This window comes from Canicola haemoglobinophilus (assembly GCF_002015075.1).
GTDB lineage: Bacteria > Pseudomonadota > Gammaproteobacteria > Enterobacterales > Pasteurellaceae > Canicola > Canicola haemoglobinophilus.
Genome location: NZ_MUXZ01000017.1, coordinates 91,250 through 112,210, shown reverse-complemented (window position 1 = coordinate 112,210; position 20,961 = coordinate 91,250). Strand labels below are relative to the sequence as shown.

The following is a 20,961-nucleotide window of genomic DNA, read 5'->3' as shown; positions in this document are numbered from 1 at the left end:
TTGCTTTACCCAACTTTAAATTAACCCAATAAACCGATAAATGGATTTGCAAAAATAAACAACAATGCAATACCAACCGCAATCATTGCTATCGCATCTAACAGACCTGCAACAATAAACATTTTTGTTTGTAAATTACTTGCTAATTCTGGTTGGCGAGCTGAAGATTCTAGAAATTTACCCCCTAAAATGGCAAAGCCAATTGCTGTACCAAGAGCGGCAAAAGCAAGTAAAATAGATGCTCCAATAATTGTTGCTGTAATAACAGTTTCCATAATATTCTCCTATAGATTTAGATAGAAATTTTAGCTAAAAGCTAAGTTTTTTAAAGTAATTAACTGAAGTTAGAAATATAAAACAAAAACTAATGTTGTGTTTTATTGTAAGCTATACTTAGATATACCACCGTAAGCATCATAAAAATAAAAGCTTGCAAAGTGATAACTAAAATATGAAAAATAGCCCAAATTAAATGTAACGGAATTCCCAGTAATTGTGGCACAATGCTATTCGCCATATACATAACTGCAATAAGAACAAAAATGAGTTCTCCTGCATACATATTACCAAATAAACGGAAAGCTAATGAAATAGGTTTTGCAACGAGAGTAACAGCCTCTAATATAAAATTTACAGGAATAAAAATCCAATGATTAAATGGATGTAGAGTGTATTCTTTAGCAAAACCTGTTAAACCTTTTGACTTAATAGTATAAAAAATAATAAGAAAAAAAACACCAATAGACATACCCAACGTAGCATTTATATCTGCTGATGGCACCGCACGCAAGTAGTTAATACCTAAAAGTCTTGCAAACTGCGGTAAAAAATCAACTGGAATTAAATCAATAGCATTAATAACAAAAACCCAACAAAATACAGTTAAAGCCAATGGTCCAATTTGATAACGAATAAAATTTCCATGAAAATTTTCTTTCACTATACCATCAATCCATTCTACTAATATCTCAACTAAACACTGGAATTTATTGGGTACGCCTGTGGTTATCTTTGTGGCTACACGATAAAAAAGGAAAAGAACAAAAAAACCTGTAATTAAAGAAAAAAATAGAGTATCAAGATTAACATTCCAAAAACCTTGCCCAGTAGTTAAGAATGTTAGGTGATGACCAATATAGTCAGCGGTAGTGTGACCAGCCATAGTTAATCCTTTTAAAATTAAATTTTAAAGTACTTACTTACCATAAAAGGTAACAGATTATTTAATAAAAGAGTTATAAAATAACCAATAAAAAAAACAATAAAATTAACCATAAATGTTTTAAAAATAAAAACAACAATACAAATGGTTAATATAAACTTAACTAGTTCTCCATAATAAAACATTTTTAGAGTATTTTCGTATTCTTGCTTAACAAAGAACATCAACCATACAAAAACACAATACGGAACAAATACAGATAATGAACCAAATAAAAAAGACAAAAATACTATATAATTATCTGCACTAAAAAAAACTAAAACTACTATAAAAATAACAATTTCAACTAATAATGAAATTTTATATTTTTTTTGAGTTTGTTTTAATACAGCGGACATTTTATCTTTTAATTCACTACTTGCAAAAAGCGAGCCAATTATACGCCTGTTTTTAGGGCTTTCAACTCAAAAACTAAAAAAACAAGAAAAAAAATTTTATATAAATCACAAATTTAGCATTATTATAAATAAATTATTACACTTATTCTAACATTTTTTTAATAAAACCAAATGTCTTTCACCAATCAATTCTGGGATTTCCAATTTAATCACTTTTACTACAGAAAACTCATTAGGTAAAAGTAGCACTTCTTCAAGGTTGTATTGCCCTTTTAATGCATAAAATAAACCTTGTTCTGTTAATAAATGTTGGCACCATACAGTCATATCTTTTAAAGATGCAAAGGCTCTACTTAAAATACCATCAAATTGGTAATTAGGCTTAAATTCTTCAACTCGACTTAATACTGGTTCAACATTTGTTATCCCTATTTCACGGATCGCATTACGAATAAAGCTGATACGTTTACCAAGACTATCTAATAAAAAAAACTGTTTATCAGGATTTATTATAGCCAAAGGCAAGCCAGGCAAACCTGGACCTGTTCCAACATCAATAAAACGCTGACCTTGTAAATAAGGGCTTACAACGATACTGTCTAAAATATGCTTAACAAGCATATCTGTTGGATTACGCACGGATGTCAGGTTATAGGCTTTATTCCATTTATTTAGTAACAAAACTAACTGAATTAACTGCTCTTTTTGCTTTTCTGTAAGTAAAAGGTTGGTACTTTTTAGTAAAATATTTAGTTTTTCAGTTAGTTGCCTTTGTAAATCAGCCATTATTCACCTCGTTTTAGCATACCTTGCTTTTTCAAATTTACGAGTAAGATAGAAATAGCTGCTGGTGTGATGCCTGAAATTCGACTAGCTTGTCCAATAGATACTGGTCGATGTTGTTCTAATTTAGCACGAACTTCATTAGATAATCCGGATACACTTGTATAATCAAAATTAGTAGGAATAGCTGTATTTTCATGACGTTTTTGGCGCTCAATTTCTTCTTGCTGATGTTCAATATATCCTTGATATTTAATTGCAATTTCAACCTGCTCAACCGCTTCTTTATCTTCCATTGCTGGTTTAAATGGCGTAAGTGCGGTCAAAATTTGATAATTTATTTCAGGGCGACGCAATAAATCTTCACCATTTGCTTCACGAACAAGCGGGCTACTTAATACTTCATTAGCCTCATTTAAATATTCAGAACGAGGATGTAACCAAATTGAACGTAAACGCTGGCGTTCTAATTCAATATTTTCCATTTTTTTATTAAATCTTGCCCATCGAGCATCATTAATTAGCCCTAATTCTCTTGCAATTGGCGTTAAACGAATATCTGCATTATCTTCACGTAGTAATAAACGATATTCTGCACGAGAAGTGAAAACACGATAAGGTTCTTTAGTGCCTAAGGTACAAAGATCATCAACTAATACACCTGTATAAGCTTGATCTCGTCTTGGGAACCATTGATCTTTATCTTGAACAAATAATCCAGCATTAATACCAGCTAATAATCCTTGTGCTGCCGCTTCTTCATAACCCGTTGTTCCATTAATTTGTCCAGCGAAGAATAATCCCGAAATAGTCTTAGTTTCTAAAGTAGGTTTTAAATCTCTTGGATCAAAATAATCATATTCAATTGCATAGCCTGGTTTAACAATTCGTGCTTTTTCTAGCCCTTTCATTGAATTAACAATTTTCATTTGAACATCAAAAGGTAGACTAGTTGAAATACCATTTGGATAAATTTCATTACTGGTTAAACCTTCTGGTTCTAAATAAATTTGATGTGAATTACGTTCAGCAAAACGCATGACTTTATCTTCAATTGATGGGCAATAACGTGGACCAATACCTTCAATAATGCCTGTATACATAGGACTACGATCTAGATTGTTACGAATCACATCATGGGTTTGCTCATTAGTATGAGTTACATAGCAAGGTATTTGACGGGGATGCTGCTCAACAGAACCCATAAAAGAGAAAACAGGTAAATTTTCATCGCCATGTTGTTTAGCAAGAATATCAAAATTAATAGTACGAGCATCGATCCTTGGAGGTGTACCAGTTTTTAATCGATCAACGCATAAATTAAGATCTCTTAGTCTAGCTGCAAGATTGATGGATGCAGGATCTCCAGCTCGTCCACCAGCATAATTTTCTAATCCAATATGGATCTTACCTGCTAAAAATGTACCTGCAGTTAAAATAACTGATCTTGATCGAAATTTCAGACCCATTTTTGTTTCAACGCCAGTAACACGATCATTTTCCAAAATGATGTCTGTAACTTCTTGTTGAAAAATGTCTAAATTAGGTTGATTTTCTAAAGCGATCCTTACTGCTTGGCGATATAAAACACGATCCGCTTGAGCTCTTGTCGCTCGCACAGCTGGCCCTTTACTACTATTTAAGGTACGAAATTGAATACCAGCTTTATCAGCAGCAGTAGCCATTAATCCACCCATAGCATCAATTTCTTTTACTAAATGCCCTTTTCCAATTCCACCAATCGCTGGGTTACAAGACATTTGCCCCAAAGTATCAATATTATGGGTCAATAAAAGGGTTTTTAATCCCATATGTGCTGGAGCTAGCGCAGCTTCTGTTCCTGCATGTCCACCACCAATCACAATCACATCATAATTTTCTGTATAAAACATAATAGTCCGAAATTTTCTCAAAGATCTTTCATTTAAAAGTAACTGCGTATTCTACATGAAATTACTAGAGACATAAAAGAAGATTTAAAGAATAGATCACTATGAGATCTTTTATGATCGAAAATTAGATCTGATTTAATATTAATAAGATCTCTTTTTATATATAAAGATCTTATTGTTTTTATTATTAGGATCTTTTTTATTGTGAATAATGCATTTTTTCCTTTTTAAATAAACAAGTTAGATCCTATTTTAAATTGTTATGATCCAGATCTATTACAGTATTATTTCCTGTGGATAATATATTAATTTATCCACAGTTTCTTTTTATTAATGACTTATTATTATAAAAATAACAGGATTTTTACAGTTTTTAATTGAGTTATCCACATTTTATTTTGTTCAAAATTTAGCTAAATAAATTTAGATCAATCTCATTTAACCAGTTTTCAGCACAATGATCAGGGTCATTTACGCTAATTACATCAATTTTTAAACTTTCAGAAATTTTAACCGCACTTTTGCTTAGTAATATGTCTTCTACTTGGTTTACCGCATAACAAAAAGTGTCATAATCAGAATTTCCTAAACCAATGACAGCAAAATAGAGCTGAGAAAGATCTGGGTTTTGTTGGACTATTTCCTCAAATAATGGCTTCAAATTATCTGGTAGTTCACCAGCACCATGAGTGGAGGTTACTATTAACCAATTTTTATGTTCGATCACATCATTTAATGATGGACCATGTAATAAATGAGTAGATACATTTTTTTCATCTAGTAAGGATTGAACATGTTCAGCTACATATTCTGCTCCACCTAGAGTGCTTCCTGTTAAAATACAAATACTTTTATTCATTTTTATTTCCTTAATTTTAGCTAAAAAAATAGGCTTAGAATAAATCTAAGCCCATGATATTTTATTATAAATTAAACGTTATCAATACGACCTAACAAGGAGCGTAAACGTTCCTGCCAGTTATTATGTTCACTTTTTAAATGTTCATTTTCGTTACGCAGTTGTTCATTAGCTTGGCGAGATTGCTCATTTTTTTCTTTTAATTCTTCAACTTCTAATTGAAGTAATTGGATGGTTTCAACTGCTTGTTTAATTTTTTCTTCTAATTGGTCTAAAATTTCTAAAGACATAATGGTTTCCTTTTAAATAAAACTGATTTGCGCGTTTATTCTAACTCAGTTGACAGTTATTTTTAAAGGAAATTGTAAAAATTCAGTATTTTTTTATTTTCCATTATGCAAGCGTTTGCTTGGTGCTAAAATAGCGGTGTTTTTTATTAATGGCAACAGTAAGTAAGGATTATCAGTATGAATAGATCATTGGCTATTGAATTTTCAAGAGTTACCGAAGCTGCGGCTTTGGCTGGATTTGCTTGGTTAGGGCGTGGGGATAAAAACTCAGCGGATGATGCTGCTGTGCAAGCTATGCGTTTGATGCTAAATCAGATTGATATGGCTGGTGAAATTGTGATCGGCGAAGGAGAAATTGATCAAGCGCCAATGTTATATATAGGTGAAAAAATTGGTTCTGGTAAAGGCGAAGAAATTTCTATAGCCGTTGATCCAATTGAAGGAACTCGAATGACTGCTATGGGACAAGCAAATGCTTTATCTGTTTTAGCTGCTGGTGGTAAAAATACTTTTTTACGAGCGCCAGATATGTACATGGAAAAATTGGTTGTTGGTCCTGAAGTGAAAGATATGGTGGATTTAGATTTACCTTTAGAACAAAATTTACGCCGTGTTGCCTCTAAAATGGGAAAATTACTTTCTCAATTGACAGTTGTTACATTAGATAAGCCTCGTCATTCTGACTTTATTAAGCATATGCAGAATTTGGGCGTGAAAGTGATGGCTATTCCTGATGGTGATGTTGCAGCCTCAATTTTATGTTGTTTACCTGAAACTGGAGTAGATATGTTATATGGCATTGGTGGGGCTCCTGAAGGTGTGGTGGCTGCGGCAGCAGTGCGAGCACTTGGTGGCGATATGCAAGCGCGTTTAATTCCTCGTGATCAAGTCAAAGGGGCATCAGCAGAAAACCAAGCAATAGCAGCGGATGAAATTCGCCGTTGTCAAGAAATGGGCATTGACGTAAATAAAGTACTGAAATTAGATGATTTAGTTCATGATGATAATTTAGTTTTTTCTGCAACAGGTATTACAAATGGTGATTTGTTAAAAGGCATTCAACGTCGCGGCAATTTAGCGACTACAGAAACCTTATTAATTCGTGGTCGTTCAAGAACAATTCGCCGTATTCAATCAATTCATTATTTAGATAGAAAAGACACCGCACTTTATCGTTTAATTGGTGCATAATTTACTTTTCATTATCAATTGCTAAGTGATAATAATTAGCCTATTAAGCAAATTTTTGCTATAATTCGGGCTAATTTTTTATTGATAAAACAGAGAAATTTTATGTCAGAAAATACAGCTGAAAATTATGGTGCAGGAAGTATCAAAGTTTTAAAAGGGCTTGATGCGGTACGTAAACGTCCGGGAATGTATATTGGTGATACTGATGATGGTACTGGCTTACACCATATGGTTTTTGAGGTTGTAGATAATGCAATTGATGAAGCTTTAGCAGGTTATTGCAAAGATATTATAGTTACTATTCATGCGGATAATTCTGTATCTGTGCAAGATGATGGTCGTGGAATTCCTGTTGATATACATCCTGAAGAAAAAGTTTCTGCTGCAGAAGTGATCATGACTGTACTACATGCAGGCGGTAAGTTTGATGATAATTCTTATAAAGTGTCCGGTGGTTTGCATGGCGTGGGTGTTTCAGTGGTAAATGCCTTATCAGATAAACTGCAACTTACTATTCGTCGTCAAGGGAAAGTACATGAGCAATTCTACCATTTAGGTGATCCTCAAGCACCTTTAGCTGTCATTGGCGAAACGGAACAAACAGGTACAACTGTACGTTTTTGGCCAAGTCCTACAATATTTACTAATATTGATTTTGAATACGAAATTTTAGCAAAACGCTTGCGTGAACTTTCATTTTTAAATTCTGGTGTATCAATTAAATTATTTGATAAACGCAATGATCGCCAAGACCATTTCCATTATGAAGGCGGTATTCAAGCATTCGTTGAATACTTAAATAAGAACAAAACGCCTATTCATCAAAAAATCTTCTATTTCAGTGCAGAAAAAGATGATATTGGTGTAGAAGTTGCTTTACAGTGGAATGATAGTTATCAAGAAAATGTTTATTGTTTTACCAATAATATCCCGCAACGAGATGGTGGTACGCATTTAGCTGGTTTCCGTGGAGCATTAACTCGTGTATTAAATAAATATGTAGAAGAAAACTCAAACAAAAAAGATAAAAAAGATGTAGCAACTTCTGGCGATGATGCAAGAGAAGGTTTAGTTGCGATTGTTTCTGTTAAAGTACCAGATCCAAAATTTTCCTCACAAACCAAAGATAAATTGGTTTCCTCTGAAGTTAGAGCGCCAGTTGAATCTGTTATGAGCGATCGTTTACAAGAATTTTTAGAAGAAAATCCAAACGATGCAAAAATTATCGTGATGAAAATTATTGAAGCAGCGCGAGCAAGAGAAGCGGCGCGTAAAGCTCGTGAAATGACACGTAGAAAAGGGGCATTAGACATTGCTGGATTGCCAGGAAAATTAGCTGATTGCCAAGAACGAGATCCTGCTTTATCTGAATTGTATCTTGTGGAGGGGGACTCTGCTGGAGGTTCTGCAAAACAAGGACGTAATCGTCAAAATCAGGCTATTTTGCCATTAAAAGGTAAAATTCTGAATGTAGAAAAAGCGCGTTTCGATAAAATGTTATCTTCGCAAGAAGTGGGTACATTAATTACCGCACTTGGTTGTGGTATCGGGCGTGATGAATATAATCCAGACAAATTGCGCTATCACAGCATTGTTATTATGACCGATGCAGACGTGGACGGTTCTCATATTCGCACATTGTTATTAACTTTCTTCTATCGCCAAATGCCAGAATTAATTGAACGTGGCCATGTTTATATTGCGCAACCGCCTTTATATAAAGTGAAAAAAGGAAAACAAGAACAATACATTAAAGATGATGAAGAAATGCAACAATTTGAATTAAATTTAGCATTAGAAGGTTCATCACTTTATGTTAATGAAAATGCACCTGCAATGAGCGGAATGGCGTTAGAAAAACTGATTTCTGAGTACAATTCTGTACAAAAAATGATTAGTCGTTTATCTCGTCATTATCCAGAAACTTTATTAAAATCATTAGTTTATCAACCTGAATTAATGCATGAGTTAATGGCTAATGAAAGTGCGGTGGATTTTTGGGCTAAATCTTTAGTTAATGTTTTAACTGAAAAAGAAGTAAGTGGTAGTAGCTATAATTATCGTATTAGTTTCAATAATGAACGTAAATTACATGAAGTTATTATTACAGTTCGAACTCATGGTGTAGATACAGATTATTTCTTGAATTTTGAGTTTGTAAATGGTTCAGAATATAACCGTATTGTTAGTTTAGGCCATCAATTACAAGGTTTATTAGAAAAAGGTGCTTATGTTGCTCGTGGTGAACGTCAACAACCAGTTTCATCTTTTGAGCAAGCGATTGAATGGCTTACAAAAGAATCTCGCCGTGGTTTAATTGTTCAACGCTATAAAGGGTTGGGGGAAATGAATCCTGAACAATTGTTTGAAACTACTATGGATCCAAATAAACGCACTATGTTAAAAGTTTCCATTAAAGATGCCGTTGCTGCGGACCAATTATTTACCACATTAATGGGAGATGAAGTTGAACCTCGTCGTGAGTTTATTGAAACAAACGCATTAAGAGCTAACCTAGATATTTAAATTTATCTTTATATTAATTAAAGCCTATTTGTTTAAATGAACAAATAGGCTTTTTTTCTATCATAGAAAATATTTATAAATATATTGAATATTAATGAAGTAAAATTTCTAATTAAATAAATTTGGTGATGTTATTTTTATTTATTAAATTATTTTAAAGGTTTTATATAATCTATTAAATTGTGATCTATTTCACGGATTTTAAATAAGTGGCTAAATATAATGAAAATGATGATTTTATTTCATAATTTTTTACATCGTTTAATTATCGGAGGATTATTATGAAAGATGAAATAAAAAAACGTTATTTGTTTTCAAAAGAGTTAGTGAAAAAAGTCGGTGAAAAAGCATTGGATTTTTATTTAAATAGAGAAAATTTAAATATAGAATTTAAAAAAGGAGAACATCAAGATCTAGTTAGTATTGCAGATAAAACAATAGAGAATATTATTAAAAGTGAATTAAAACTAAATTTCCCTAATGATGGTTTTTTAGGAGAGGAGTCAGGATTTGATAATATTGAACAAGAGTTTTGTTGGGTTATTGATCCTATAGATGGTACAAGTCCATTTTTATATGGATTACATGCATGGTGCATATCTATAGCTGTTTTATATCAGGACAAAATAGTATCGGGGGTTATATTTGATCCTGTTCATAATGAACTTTTTCATGCAATGAAGGATAATGGTGCATTTCTAAATAATAAATCAATATCTACCGCAAATGCTATTTCTTTAAAAGATGGGCTAATGGGGCTTGGTGTTTCTCATCGGGTTCATCCAAATTCATTTACTCCAGTAATGCAAAATATATTGTTAGAAGGTGGTATGTTTATTAGAAATGGTTCAGCTGCATTAATGCTGGCTTACATTGCTGCAGGACGTTTAATAGGTTATTTTGAACCTCATATAAATTCTTGGGATACTTTTGCTGGAATATTGTTAATTAATGAAGCTGGAGGAATGACTAATAATTTCATGGAAAATGATGGATTATTAAAAGGAAATTATATTTTAGCCGCTTCATCAAAAGAAATTTTCGATAAATTAAATGATATTAGAAATTTAGCTGTTAAATAAAAATTTATTTTAATTTCATATAAATAGTGGTTGGTCTTATCAAATTTATATTAAAGGAGGATTACCATGTCTATTTTTACTTTTTTTAAAGCTAGTCCATCTATTCCATTAAAAAATTACACAGAAAAAATGTTCAAAAGCACTAGAATGAAGAGCTTTTGGGCTTTTTCTTTTGCTTATGCTATTTATTATGTTTGTCGTTTATCTTTTAATGTAGCAAAACCAGTTTTAGTAAATAATAATGTGTTAACTGCAACCGAGTTAGGAGTAATTGGCTCAGCAGTTTTTATTACTTATGCGGTAGGTAAATTTGTAAATAGTGCTGTTGCTGATCATTCTAATATTGTTAGGTTTTTATCCGTAGGTTTATTTTTTTCCGCATTATGTAATTTTGCTATGGGGATGAATACCAGTGCAATAGTTTTAACCATTATTTGGGGATTTAATGGATGGGTTCAATCAATGGGTGTTGGGCCTTGTGTAGTTGCATTATCTCGTTGGTATCGAGATGAGGAAAGAGGCTCTTATTATGGTTTTTGGTCTGTAGCTCATAATGTTGGAGAAGCTATTACATTTGTAGTTACAGCAGCTGTTATTACAGCATTTGGTTGGAGAGCCGGATTTGGATTTGCTGGTGTTATGGGATTATTGGGTGTACTCATTGCTTTAATGTTTATGAAAGATTCTCCAGCCTCTTGTGGATTTAAACCTATCATAAATGTCAATACTAATAAGGAAGAATTAGATAACAAAGAAGTTCTAAAACATCAGTGGGCAGTAATTAAAAATCCAGCTATCTGGATTTTAGCAGTGGCTTCTTGTTGTATGTATATCGCTCGTTATGGGGTAAATAGCTGGGGAGTATTTTTTCTAGAAAACGGAAAGGGTTATTCAACTCTTGAGGCTGCATCTATTATTAGTATTAATAGTATAGTCGGAATTTTAGGTACGATAGTTTCTGTGGTTATCAGATAGATTTTTACATGGAAAACGTAATCTGATGACAATAGGAGTGAGTTTACTTAATACTATATCTCTTGCTGCATTTTTATTTGCTCCTATAGGAAATACTTGGTTTTCTATCATATCATTATCCGTTTTTGGTATTACATTAGGTATTCAACTTTGTTTTTTAGGTGGATTATTAGCAACAGATATTTCTCATAAATCAGCTTCAGGAATAGCTCTTGGTATGATGGGTGTATTTGGTTATGCTGGTGCAGCTGCAGGAGAATTTTTAACTGGGTTTATGATTGATAAAACGGCCGTAATTAATGAAGCTGGGCAAAAAATATACGACTTTGATAGCTTATCTTATTTTTGGATTAGTGCTGATCTATTTTCTGTTTTGGCCTCAATATTGTTTGCTATCGTTGTTTACTATCAGAATAAAAAAACGAGCTAACTTTTACTATATTAGTGGGTAATGGAGTTGGGTTCACTCTGAGTGTATAGAAATAAACGCATTAAGAATTAACTTAAATACTTAATTTTGTATTTATCCTAGCTAAAGCCTATTTGTTTAAACGAACAAATAGGCTTTTTTTTGATATAGATCTTATTATTAAACAAATGATAATAATTGTTATTTATTTTTGTTGTAAGTTTTTATATGATACGCCTAATCTTTTAGACTTTTAATTTAGGAATTTATATGAAAACAAAGAAGAGTTTGATGCGGTTATCTTTGATTACCATCGCAGTGATGAGCTATTGTTCTTTTGCCTCTGCTCAAGGTGATTCTAGTGAGCTTGATACTATTAATGTTAATGGAAGTTATAGCTCTGAAGATGTAAAACAAAAAAAAGTCGGTGAAACAGTAAAAACAGCGAAAGAATTAAAAAAACAACAAGTGCAAGATAGTCGAGATTTAGTTCGTTATGAAACAGGCGTGAGCGTTGTTGAAAATGGTCGTTTTGGTTCCAGTGGTTATTCTGTGAGAGGAGTTGATGAAAACCGTGTGGCAATTACTGTTGATGGTTTACATCAAGCAGAAACTCTATCATCTCAAGGATTTAAAGAGCTTTTTGAGGGATATGGTAATTTTAATAACACAAGAAATAGTGTAGAAATTGAAACATTAAAACAAGTATCAATTAGCAAAGGTTCAAATTCAGTAAAGGTAGGTAGTGGGGCGTTAGGAGGTGCGGTCATTTTTGAGACTAAAGATGCTCGGGATTTGTTGATTGATAAAGATTGGCATGTTTCTTATAAAACAGGTTATAACTCGGCTGATAATCAAAATATGGACAGTATTACATTAGCTGGTCGCTATAAATGGTTTGATGCAATAATTATAAAAACTAAACGAGATGGGCATGAATTAAAGAATTATGGTTATAAAAATTACCCCAATGTAAATACTAAAATTCGTGAAAAAGCAGATCCTTACAATATCATAAAAGAAAGTTCATTAGTAAAATTATCCGTTTCACCTACAGAAAATCATCGCCTTACAGTTATAGCAGATTTGTATAAAAATAATACAAATGGTCAAGATCTCTCTTATAGTTTAAATGCAACTCCAACTCAACCGAATGAACCAAACACATCAACACGTCATGCTAAAGATTCTAGTGAACGTAAAAATTATGCAATAAGCTATGAAAACTATTCAAGCAATCCATTATGGGATACGCTAAAAATTACCTATTCTGAACAAAAAGTTAAAAATAGAGCACGTACAGAAGATTATTGTGATGAAGACAGTTGTAAAGGAACTAAAGATCCGCTAGCAAATCCATTAGGTATTGCTTTAAAAAACGGAAAAATTGTTGATAAAAATGGCGATCCAATAACGTTGAAAGCTACTAAAAAAAATATGTCGGGGGATTTTATTTATGAATTAGTGGATAAAAATGATAAAGCATTTGATTATCCCAACCCTGATGGAACAGTATCACAAAGTGCTTATTTCAATCTAGCTCCAATAGACGGTCAATGGTTTGACTGTAGTTTATTTGATTGTGATAAACCAATAGAATATTACGAACTTCCATATTATAACAATGGAAATAAATTAACAAAAAAAAGCATTAACCTTAAGAAAGAAGAATTTAATGGAAAATTTTTCGCAAGACGAGAGGGTCAATCTTACTTAGGTCCTAACAAAGTAGTTATATTGCCAAATTCAGTTGGCTATTTAGAACGTAACTATCATGATCGCTCAATTAATACCAATACTAAACAATTAAACTTAGATTTATCTAAAGCAGTAGATATTAGTAATATTATGCATAACATCGATTATGGTTTAAGTTACAGCAAAATAAGAAAAGAAATGATAAATTACTCGGGATATGATGCTAAATCCCCACAATGGTGGGCAGAACGCTTTTTAGGAACAGATTTTTCTGATAAACCTAAAACTTGTGAAAGTTCAGGAAGTTTTAACGCACTTTTATGTCCAAAAGTTGATGGTCCCTATTCCTTCCTTATCCCTGTAGTAACAAAAAATTCAGCCGTTTATTTGTCTGATAATTTTAAATTAAGTAATCATTTTAGCTTTGATGTGGGTTATCGGTATGATCGTATTAGATATAATCCTCATTATGTTGCAGGTTCTACGCCTAAAATTCCTGATGATTTGGAGGCTGGATTAGCTAAAAATTTTGTTCCTCCTCATCAAATAAGTAATGAACAGCCTAAATATTATGATAATGGTTATAGAGGTCCAACTGATCCAAAATTTCTTAAAGATCTAAAAGAATGGCAAAGAAAAAACGAAGAAAATAAATTAGCTAAGCATCAAGCTGATATTGATAGCTTAGCTCAACCAAATAAATATTCAGCTAGCTCTTATTCTTTATCGATGAATTTTGATCCAACCGATTATTTGCGTATACAACTTCATCATGCAAAAGGCTTTAGAGCTCCAACCTCTGATGAAATTTATTTCACATTTAAACACCCTGATTTTACAGTATTGCCGAATCTTAATTTGAAATCTGAAAAATCGAAAACACAAGAAGTTGCTATAACCTATTATGGCGATTTTGGTTTTATTAGTACTAGTTTATTCCAAACTAAATATCGTGATTTTATTGATTTGAAATATCTCGGATCGAGAAATTTTCAAACAATCCATGGAGGACAAGCTAGAGCTCACCCATTCCAAGTTTATCAAAACGTAAATCGTCAAACCGCAAAAGTAAAAGGAGTTGAGATTAATTCAAAACTCTATTTAAACAAAATACATAGTAGTTTAGATGGTTTTAGTTTTAGTTATAAATTCAGCTATCAAAAAGGTAGAACAGACGGAAATATTCCAATGAATGCTATTCAACCCAAAACATCAGTATATGGTTTAAGTTATCAACAAAAAGAAGATAAATTTGGCATTGATATTTATTTAACCCATGTTGGAGAGAAAAAAGCAAAGGATAGCTATAATATGTACTATATGGAGCAAGGTTTGCCTAACTCAAATTTAAAATGGAGAAGTAAATCTTATACAGTTACAGATATTATTGCCTATGCAAAACCGTTGAAAAATTTGAAATTACAATTTGGCATATATAACCTAACTAATCGTAAATACATCACTTGGGAATCAGCTCGATCTATTAAGCCATATGGTACAAGTAATTTAATTGATCAAAATACTGGAAAAGGCATCAACCGCTTCTACTCGCCAGGCAGAAACTTCAAATTCAATATGGAATTTGTTTTCTAAAATCCTTTAAATTAACAATCAACTTGAGTATTCTTTACTCAGGTTGTTTTTTTTATTTATTTGTATAAAAAAGGAACATTATTTTATGATGATCGATAAACGATTAATTAATACTGTTACCGATAGTAAAAAATGGATTGCTGTTAATGTACTATGGAATTGGGTAGCATTAATCGGCGGGATTATTAGTAGCCTCGTGTTTGCATTTGTGTTGCAACAAGCCTTTCAACATCAGCTTAGCTTAAAAAGTGCGGTGCTTTTGCTAGTAGTTTTATTATTGGTTTTAATTCTACGATCTTACGCAGGTAAAATGGCAGTTCAAGCCTCTTATAAAGCCAGTACCAAAGTAAAACATCAGTTGCGTAGCTTAATTTATCAAAAGCTGTCTTCTATGCCGTTAAATCAAGTTAATCAACAATCAACATCATCAATAATTCAAGTTGCCTCAGAAGGTGTTGAACAATTAGAGATCTACTTTGGACGTTATTTACCTCAACTTTTTTATAGCTTATTAGCACCCTTAACCCTATTTATTTTTCTCGTCTTTTTTAATGCGCCAACCTCTCTAATTCTATTGGTGTGCGTTCCCCTTATTCCTTTATCCATTGTTGCTGTAAACAAAATTGCAAAACGTTTATTGCATAAATATTGGTCTGTTTATGTGGGCTTGGGAAGTAGTTTTTTGGATAATTTGCAAGGCTTAATTACCTTAAAAATCTATCAAGATGATGCTTATAAAGCACAAAAAATGGATATAGAAGCAGAAAATTTTCGTACCATTACGATGAAAGTGCTGACCATGCAATTAAATTCCGTTTCTATTATGGATTTACTGGCTTATGGCGGTGCAGCATTAGGTATTTTGACCGCACTTTTACAGTATCAAGCAGGAAATTTAAGTATTTTTGGAGTGATTTTATTTATTTTATTATCCTCAGAATTTTTCATTCCATTACGTTTATTAGGTTCTTTTTTCCATGTAGCAATGAACGGCAAAGCGGCATCAGATAAGATTTTTACTTTGCTCGATACACCCGTTGAGAAAAATGAAAGTGCGGTAGATTTTCAGGTAGAAAATTCGATTCGAGTTGATATTGATAATTTACATTTTGCTTATGACAATGAGAAGAAAGCAATTAATGGACTAACCCTTTCCATTAAACCACAAAAATTGACGGTATTTGTTGGAAAAAGTGGTTGTGGAAAATCAACCTTAGTTTCTTTATTAATGGGCTTTCATCAGGCTCAACAAGGGCAAATTTTATTTAATCAACAGCCTTCATCACAGCTCACTCGCCATTCCTTTAACCAACAAGTTTGTTTAGTCAGTCATAGCAGTTACATTTTCAAAGGCAGTTTGCGTGAGAATATGTTGATGGCGGATTTACAAGCTACAGATGAGCAAATTTATCAATGTCTTGAACAAGTAAATTTGGCTCAATTCGTGCGTGAAAATGGCGGTTTAGATATGCAGTTACTCAGCAGAGGAACTAACTTATCTGGTGGACAAATTCAACGTTTAGCATTAGCTAGAGCCTTATTACACAATGCTTCACTTTATATTTTTGATGAGGCAACGAGTAACATTGATGTAGAAAGTGAAGAAATCATTTTGCGATTTATTCAACAACTCAAAGCGGAAAAAACCATCATTATGATTTCTCATCGTTTAGCCAATGCTATTCATGCAGATCAAATTTATGTTTTAGATAAAGGTTTATTAATTGAACAAGGTACTCATACACAATTAATGGCACAAACAGGGATGTATTTTGAGATGTTCAATCAGCAAAAAAATCTAGAGAATATTAGAGGAGCAAATCATGCGTAAAAATGGCTTTGTAATTATGTGGCATTTGCTCAAATTAGTGATGCCATTAGCCCATATTATGAGTTTTACCATTATTACTGGCGTATTAGGCTTTCTATCCGCTATTTTTATTATGGTGCTTGGGGCAATGGGGCTTACCAATTTATTAGGGTTTAGCTCTCATCTCAGTTTCTCTCATATTTTAATTGCTTTAATTGTGCTCGCTGTTGCTCGAGGCATTTTGCGTTATTTAGAACAAATGTCAGGGCATTATATCGCTTTTAAATTATTGGCATTATTGCGTGATAAAGTCTTTTCAAGTTTACGAAAATTGGCTTTTGTTAAATTACAAGGTAAGCAATCTGGGCAACTTTTATCATTAGTGACTAACGATATTGAATTATTAGAAGTTTTTTATGCTCATACCATCGCCCCTATCGCCATTGCCTTTTTAACTTCATTAATTTTACTTGGCGTATTTGCCCATATTTCTTTGTGGTTCGCTATTATTGCCTTATTTGCCTATATTACTATTGGCTGTATCCTACCTATTTTCACCACCAAAATGGCACGTGAAGAAGGGCGTGAATATCGAGAGTTAGTCGGCGAAATGAACGATTATTTTCTTGATAGCGTGAGAGGAATGAAAGAAATTCAGCTGTTTAATCATGCTGAACAACGTATGGAAGCTATTCAACAACGCAGTGAAAAAATCGATCAGGCGTTTGCTCGGATTAAAAAGCAAGAAGGTAAAGTGCGGATTTATACAGAAAGTGCGGTGTCATTTTTCAATATTTTGATTTTATTTACAGGGCTTATGCTTTATAGCCAATCAAGCATTGATTTCGCTGGTTTGCTTGTTGCCGTGATTTTATTAATGTCAAGTTATGGCCCCGTAATTGCCTTAAGTAATCTTTCTAATAATTTGCTGCAAACATTAGCCAGTGGCGAACGTGTTTTAGCCTTATTAGCTGAACAGCCAGATTTGCCAGAGGTAGAACAAGGACAAGATTTAACAGATATTGAAAAAATTGAAGTGAAAGATCTCAGTTTTGCTTATGCTGATGAACAAATTTTAACGGATTTATCTCTTAGCTTAAGCAAAGGCAATATATTAGGTATTCATGGACGTAGTGGAAGTGGCAAAAGTACCTTATTAAAATTGCTAATGCGTTTTTATGATCCAAAAGGCGAAATTAGCATTAACGGTGTTAATTTGAAAGAGATTAATACACAAAATTTGCGTGATAACATGGCTTACATTACGCAACAAACCTATATTTTCAACGAAAGTATCTATGAAAATATTTTAATGGCAAATCGAAAAGCCACTAAAGAACAAGTGATTGAAGCCGCAAAAAAAGCCTCTATTCACGATTTTATTATGAGTTTGCCACAAGGTTATGAAACTAAAGTCGCTGAATTAGGCAGTAGCCTATCTGATGGTGAAAAACAACGCATTGGCATTGCTCGTGCATTTTTACATAACGCACCAATCATTCTGCTTGATGAACCGACCAGCAATTTAGATAGCTTAAATGAGGCAATTATTCTGCAATCATTATTGAATGTAAAAGCAGACAAATTAATTATCCTCGTAAGCCACAGAGCCTCAACCATGGCAATTTGCGATCAAGTTATCAAAATAGAAAATGGAAGGATGTCGTAAATAGACGAAAAAAACACCGCACTTGTGAAAAAGTGCGGTGTTTTTTTATCTGAAATTTATTATTCTTTAGGTAGTTTTAAGACTGATACAGCTAGTCCGCCCCAAATAATTACCAAAGAAACAATCATCATCATAATAGCGCTATTACTCATTTTACTCTCCTTTTTTATGAGCCAATTCTTCATCTTTCCATTTCAAACGAGAAAGCAAGAAAGCGGCAACTAATAAACTTACTGACATACCCCAACCGAAAGTATTCACAAACCAAGCTGGATAACCTTCATAGCCTTCAGAGAACACTTTAGCACCTTCACTGAATAGCATAAATGCGAGGATACCTGTTGTTAAAACGATACATAAGCGCCAGAAGAAACCCACTTTGAAAGAAGATGTTTCATTTAAGTGGTTACCTAATAAAGTTAGTTTTTCATTAGAAACAATTGCTACTAATGATACAAATGCAACAGCTACAATACCAAAGTAGTTTACAAATTTATCTAATACATCAAGCATTGGTAAACCTGTGGTGGTGCCAAATAAAATCACAGAAACAAACATCATTGGTAAGCCAACAATAAAGGTAACTTTTACACGGCGCATTCTTAATTTATCTTGTATCGCAGAAATAATAACTTCGATAACAGAAATAAAAGATGTTAAAGCAGCAAAAGTTAGTGAACCGAAGAATAATACTCCCACAATTTCGCCAAAAGGTAATTGATTGATGATTGTTGGGAAAGCAAAGAATGCAAGTCCAATACCACCTTTTGCCACTTCACTCACTTCTTGTCCTGCAGCTGTTGCCATAAAGCCAAGTGCTGCAAATACGCCGATACCTGCTAATAATTCAAAACTACTATTGGCAAAACCAACAACTAAACCACTTCCCGTTAAATCAGAGTCTTTTTTCAAATAAGAAGCATAGGTGATCATAATGCCGAAACAGATTGAAAGTGAGAAGAAAATTTGTCCATAGGCTGCAATCCATACACTAGGATCAGCTAATTTAGACCAATTTGGTGTAAATAATGCATCTAATCCTTTTGTTGCTCCAGGTAGGAAAAGTGATGAAACAACGAGAACCATGAACATGACAACAAGAATAGGCATTAAAATACTTGAAGATTTTGCAATCCCTTTTTGTACGCCTAAAGCTAATATGCCTAAAGCAACTAACCAGACTGCAATCAATGGACCAGTGACCACGCCAACAAATTCAAAGCTAACGCCTTGTGTGATGTCGCCCATTTTTAGAAATTCGTGCAAGAAGAAATCAATGGGTTTATCGCCCCAAGCCCCACTTATTGAAAAATAGGTATAACTTGCTGCCCAACCTAAAACTACGGCGTAATAAATACCGATAATGACATTCACTAATACTTGCCACCAACCAAAAGTTTCAAAGTGCGGACTAAAACGGCGATAAGATAAAGGTGCACCACCACGATGGCGATGTCCAATAGCATAATCTAAGAAAAGTAATGGAATACCTGAGGTTAATAATGCGATTAAATAAGGAATGATAAATGCGCCACCACCATTTTCATAGGTAGTATAAGGAAAGCGCCAAATATTTCCTAAACCAACGGCAGATCCAATCGCTGCAATAATAAATGCGCGGCGACCAGAAAAGGTTTCTCGCTTTTGAGTTGAATGTTCCATATTGTAGACCTTTTATGTTATTTATTTGTTATAAGACCTTTAGCAATATATCCAAATATTTTAACTAGTCAATAGGTTGTATTTAGATTAAATATCTTTGTTTTGTTGGTTTTTGTTTGTTTTGTTAGTTTTATATTTTATTTTTGTTTTTATTTTTAGGTTTTTATATGTTTTTGGTTTTTGTTGTGATTTTTGTCACTAAAAAAATAATATGGAACCAGAATAAAAAACTATGTTTATTTAGGTGAACTTTTCGCAGAAAAAATAGACTAAACTTAGTTAATTAATTTATGAATTGAGGAAACTTTATGAATTTTAATAGTCTTTTAAATCAAGTATTAAATGTTGCCAAAGAGCAAGTAGGTAACACAGTGAAAGGGAAAAGCACAGCAGACACCATAACAAAAGTTGGTGGTGGAGCGGCTGCTCTTGGACTACTTTCTATGTTTCTAGGAAGAAAAGGTGGTGCAAGTTTAACTAAATTAGGATCACTAGCTGCACTAGGAAGCCTTGCCTATAAAGCCTATCAAAGTTATCAGCAAAACCAAGACAATACATCAATCACAGAACAACAATTTAATTCTGTTATTGAAGAAAATACTGATGTAAGCCAATTAATTTTACAAGTGATGATTGCTGCAGCTGCATCTGATGGCGAAATTTCAGCAGAAGAAAGACAAGCTATTATGGCTGAAGCTGGCAATGATCCAGAGGTTTATCAATGGTTGGAAAATGAAATTAAACAACCTATTACTGTTAGTGAAATAGCAAGTAAAGTAGGTAATAATCAAGCATTAGCGACACAACTTTATCTTGCAGCACGTATTATTTGTGCTGATCTACAACGTAAAGAAATTGTCTTTTTAGCTAATTTAGCGACCGCACTTAATTTAGATGATCAATTAGTGGAACAATTGGAAAAACAAGCTGGGTTTTAATTTAGCTTGCTTCAATGGATTTTA

At 33.0% G+C, this 20,961-nt stretch carries 16 protein-coding genes and 1 pseudogene; 8 read left to right on the top strand and 9 right to left on the bottom strand.

From position 1 onward, the window contains the following. Positions 1-20: 20 nt before the first annotated feature. The 7 genes from atpE to zapB form a co-directional block, all read right to left on the bottom strand. Positions 21-275, bottom strand: coding sequence for a F0F1 ATP synthase subunit C (gene atpE, locus B0186_RS06405; protein ID WP_078218547.1), 255 nt, complete (start codon positions 273-275; stop codon positions 21-23). 89 nt (positions 276-364) lie between these two features. Beyond that, a complete protein-coding gene (atpB, locus tag B0186_RS06400) occupies positions 365-1,162 on the bottom strand; it encodes a F0F1 ATP synthase subunit A (RefSeq protein ID WP_078218546.1) in 798 nt (265 codons plus the stop codon). A gap of 17 nt (positions 1,163-1,179) precedes the next feature. Next, a complete protein-coding gene (locus B0186_RS06395) occupies positions 1,180-1,560 on the bottom strand; it encodes an ATP synthase subunit I (RefSeq protein WP_078218545.1) in 381 nt (126 codons plus the stop codon). Between the two features lie 147 nt (positions 1,561-1,707). After that, on the bottom strand, positions 1,708-2,346 hold the full coding sequence (gene rsmG, locus B0186_RS06390; protein ID WP_078218544.1) for a 16S rRNA (guanine(527)-N(7))-methyltransferase RsmG: 639 nt from the start codon (positions 2,344-2,346) through the stop codon (positions 1,708-1,710). After that, positions 2,346-4,235, bottom strand: coding sequence for a tRNA uridine-5-carboxymethylaminomethyl(34) synthesis enzyme MnmG (gene mnmG, locus B0186_RS06385; protein WP_078218543.1), 1,890 nt, complete (start codon positions 4,233-4,235; stop codon positions 2,346-2,348). Before mnmG ends, rsmG begins: the two co-directional genes overlap by 1 nt. Positions 4,236-4,644: 409 nt before the next feature. Continuing rightward, on the bottom strand, positions 4,645-5,094 hold the full coding sequence (gene mioC / locus B0186_RS06380; RefSeq protein WP_078218542.1) for an FMN-binding protein MioC: 450 nt from the start codon (positions 5,092-5,094) through the stop codon (positions 4,645-4,647). A gap of 71 nt (positions 5,095-5,165) precedes the next feature. After that, positions 5,166-5,384, bottom strand: a complete 219-nt coding sequence (zapB, locus tag B0186_RS06375; protein ID WP_078218541.1) for a cell division protein ZapB — start codon at positions 5,382-5,384, stop codon at positions 5,166-5,168. A gap of 177 nt (positions 5,385-5,561) precedes the next feature. Here zapB and glpX point away from each other — a divergent pair, with 177 nt between their 5' ends. The 7 genes and pseudogenes from glpX (at position 5,562) to B0186_RS06340 (ending at position 18,337) form a co-directional block, all read left to right on the top strand. After that, complete coding sequence (gene glpX / locus B0186_RS06370; RefSeq protein WP_078218540.1) at positions 5,562-6,575, top strand: class II fructose-bisphosphatase; 1,014 nt, start codon at positions 5,562-5,564, stop codon at positions 6,573-6,575. Positions 6,576-6,677: 102 nt separating this feature from the next. Continuing rightward, positions 6,678-9,101 carry a DNA topoisomerase (ATP-hydrolyzing) subunit B gene (gene gyrB / locus B0186_RS06365; RefSeq protein ID WP_078218539.1) on the top strand — a complete coding sequence of 808 codons (2,424 nt, stop codon included), beginning with the start codon at positions 6,678-6,680 and terminating at the stop codon, positions 9,099-9,101. Positions 9,102-9,382: 281 nt separating this feature from the next. After that, the gene (locus B0186_RS06360; protein ID WP_078218538.1) at positions 9,383-10,183 is read left to right on the top strand and encodes an inositol monophosphatase family protein; all 801 of its coding nucleotides are present in this window, start codon (positions 9,383-9,385) and stop codon (positions 10,181-10,183) included. A 66-nt stretch (positions 10,184-10,249) separates the two neighbouring features. Next, a pseudogene (locus tag B0186_RS06355) lies at positions 10,250-11,588 on the top strand (MFS transporter). 249 nt (positions 11,589-11,837) lie between these two features. Continuing rightward, positions 11,838-14,858: a TonB-dependent hemoglobin/transferrin/lactoferrin family receptor gene (locus B0186_RS06350; protein ID WP_078218537.1), complete on the top strand. Its 3,021-nt coding sequence runs from the start codon at positions 11,838-11,840 to the stop codon at positions 14,856-14,858. A gap of 85 nt (positions 14,859-14,943) precedes the next feature. Beyond that, complete coding sequence (locus B0186_RS06345) at positions 14,944-16,689, top strand: ABC transporter ATP-binding protein/permease (RefSeq protein ID WP_078218536.1); 1,746 nt, start codon at positions 14,944-14,946, stop codon at positions 16,687-16,689. After that, entirely contained in the window at positions 16,682-18,337 is a 1,656-nt protein-coding gene (locus B0186_RS06340; RefSeq protein WP_078218535.1) for an amino acid ABC transporter ATP-binding/permease protein, read from the top strand. Before B0186_RS06345 ends, B0186_RS06340 begins: the two co-directional genes overlap by 8 nt. A gap of 59 nt (positions 18,338-18,396) precedes the next feature. Here the strand turns inward: B0186_RS06340 and B0186_RS06335 are convergent, their stop codons facing one another. Then, the gene (locus B0186_RS06335; protein WP_078218534.1) at positions 18,397-18,489 is read right to left on the bottom strand and encodes a methionine/alanine import family NSS transporter small subunit; all 93 of its coding nucleotides are present in this window, start codon (positions 18,487-18,489) and stop codon (positions 18,397-18,399) included. A gap of 1 nt (position 18,490) precedes the next feature. After that, positions 18,491-19,999 (bottom strand): sodium-dependent transporter, encoded by a 1,509-nt coding sequence (locus B0186_RS06330; protein WP_078218533.1) that lies wholly within the window; start codon positions 19,997-19,999, stop codon positions 18,491-18,493. A gap of 308 nt (positions 20,000-20,307) precedes the next feature. Between B0186_RS06330 and B0186_RS06325 the strand changes: the two genes are divergently transcribed. Continuing rightward, the gene (locus B0186_RS06325; RefSeq protein WP_078218532.1) at positions 20,308-20,937 is read left to right on the top strand and encodes a tellurite resistance TerB family protein; all 630 of its coding nucleotides are present in this window, start codon (positions 20,308-20,310) and stop codon (positions 20,935-20,937) included. Positions 20,938-20,961: the final 24 nt, after the last annotated feature.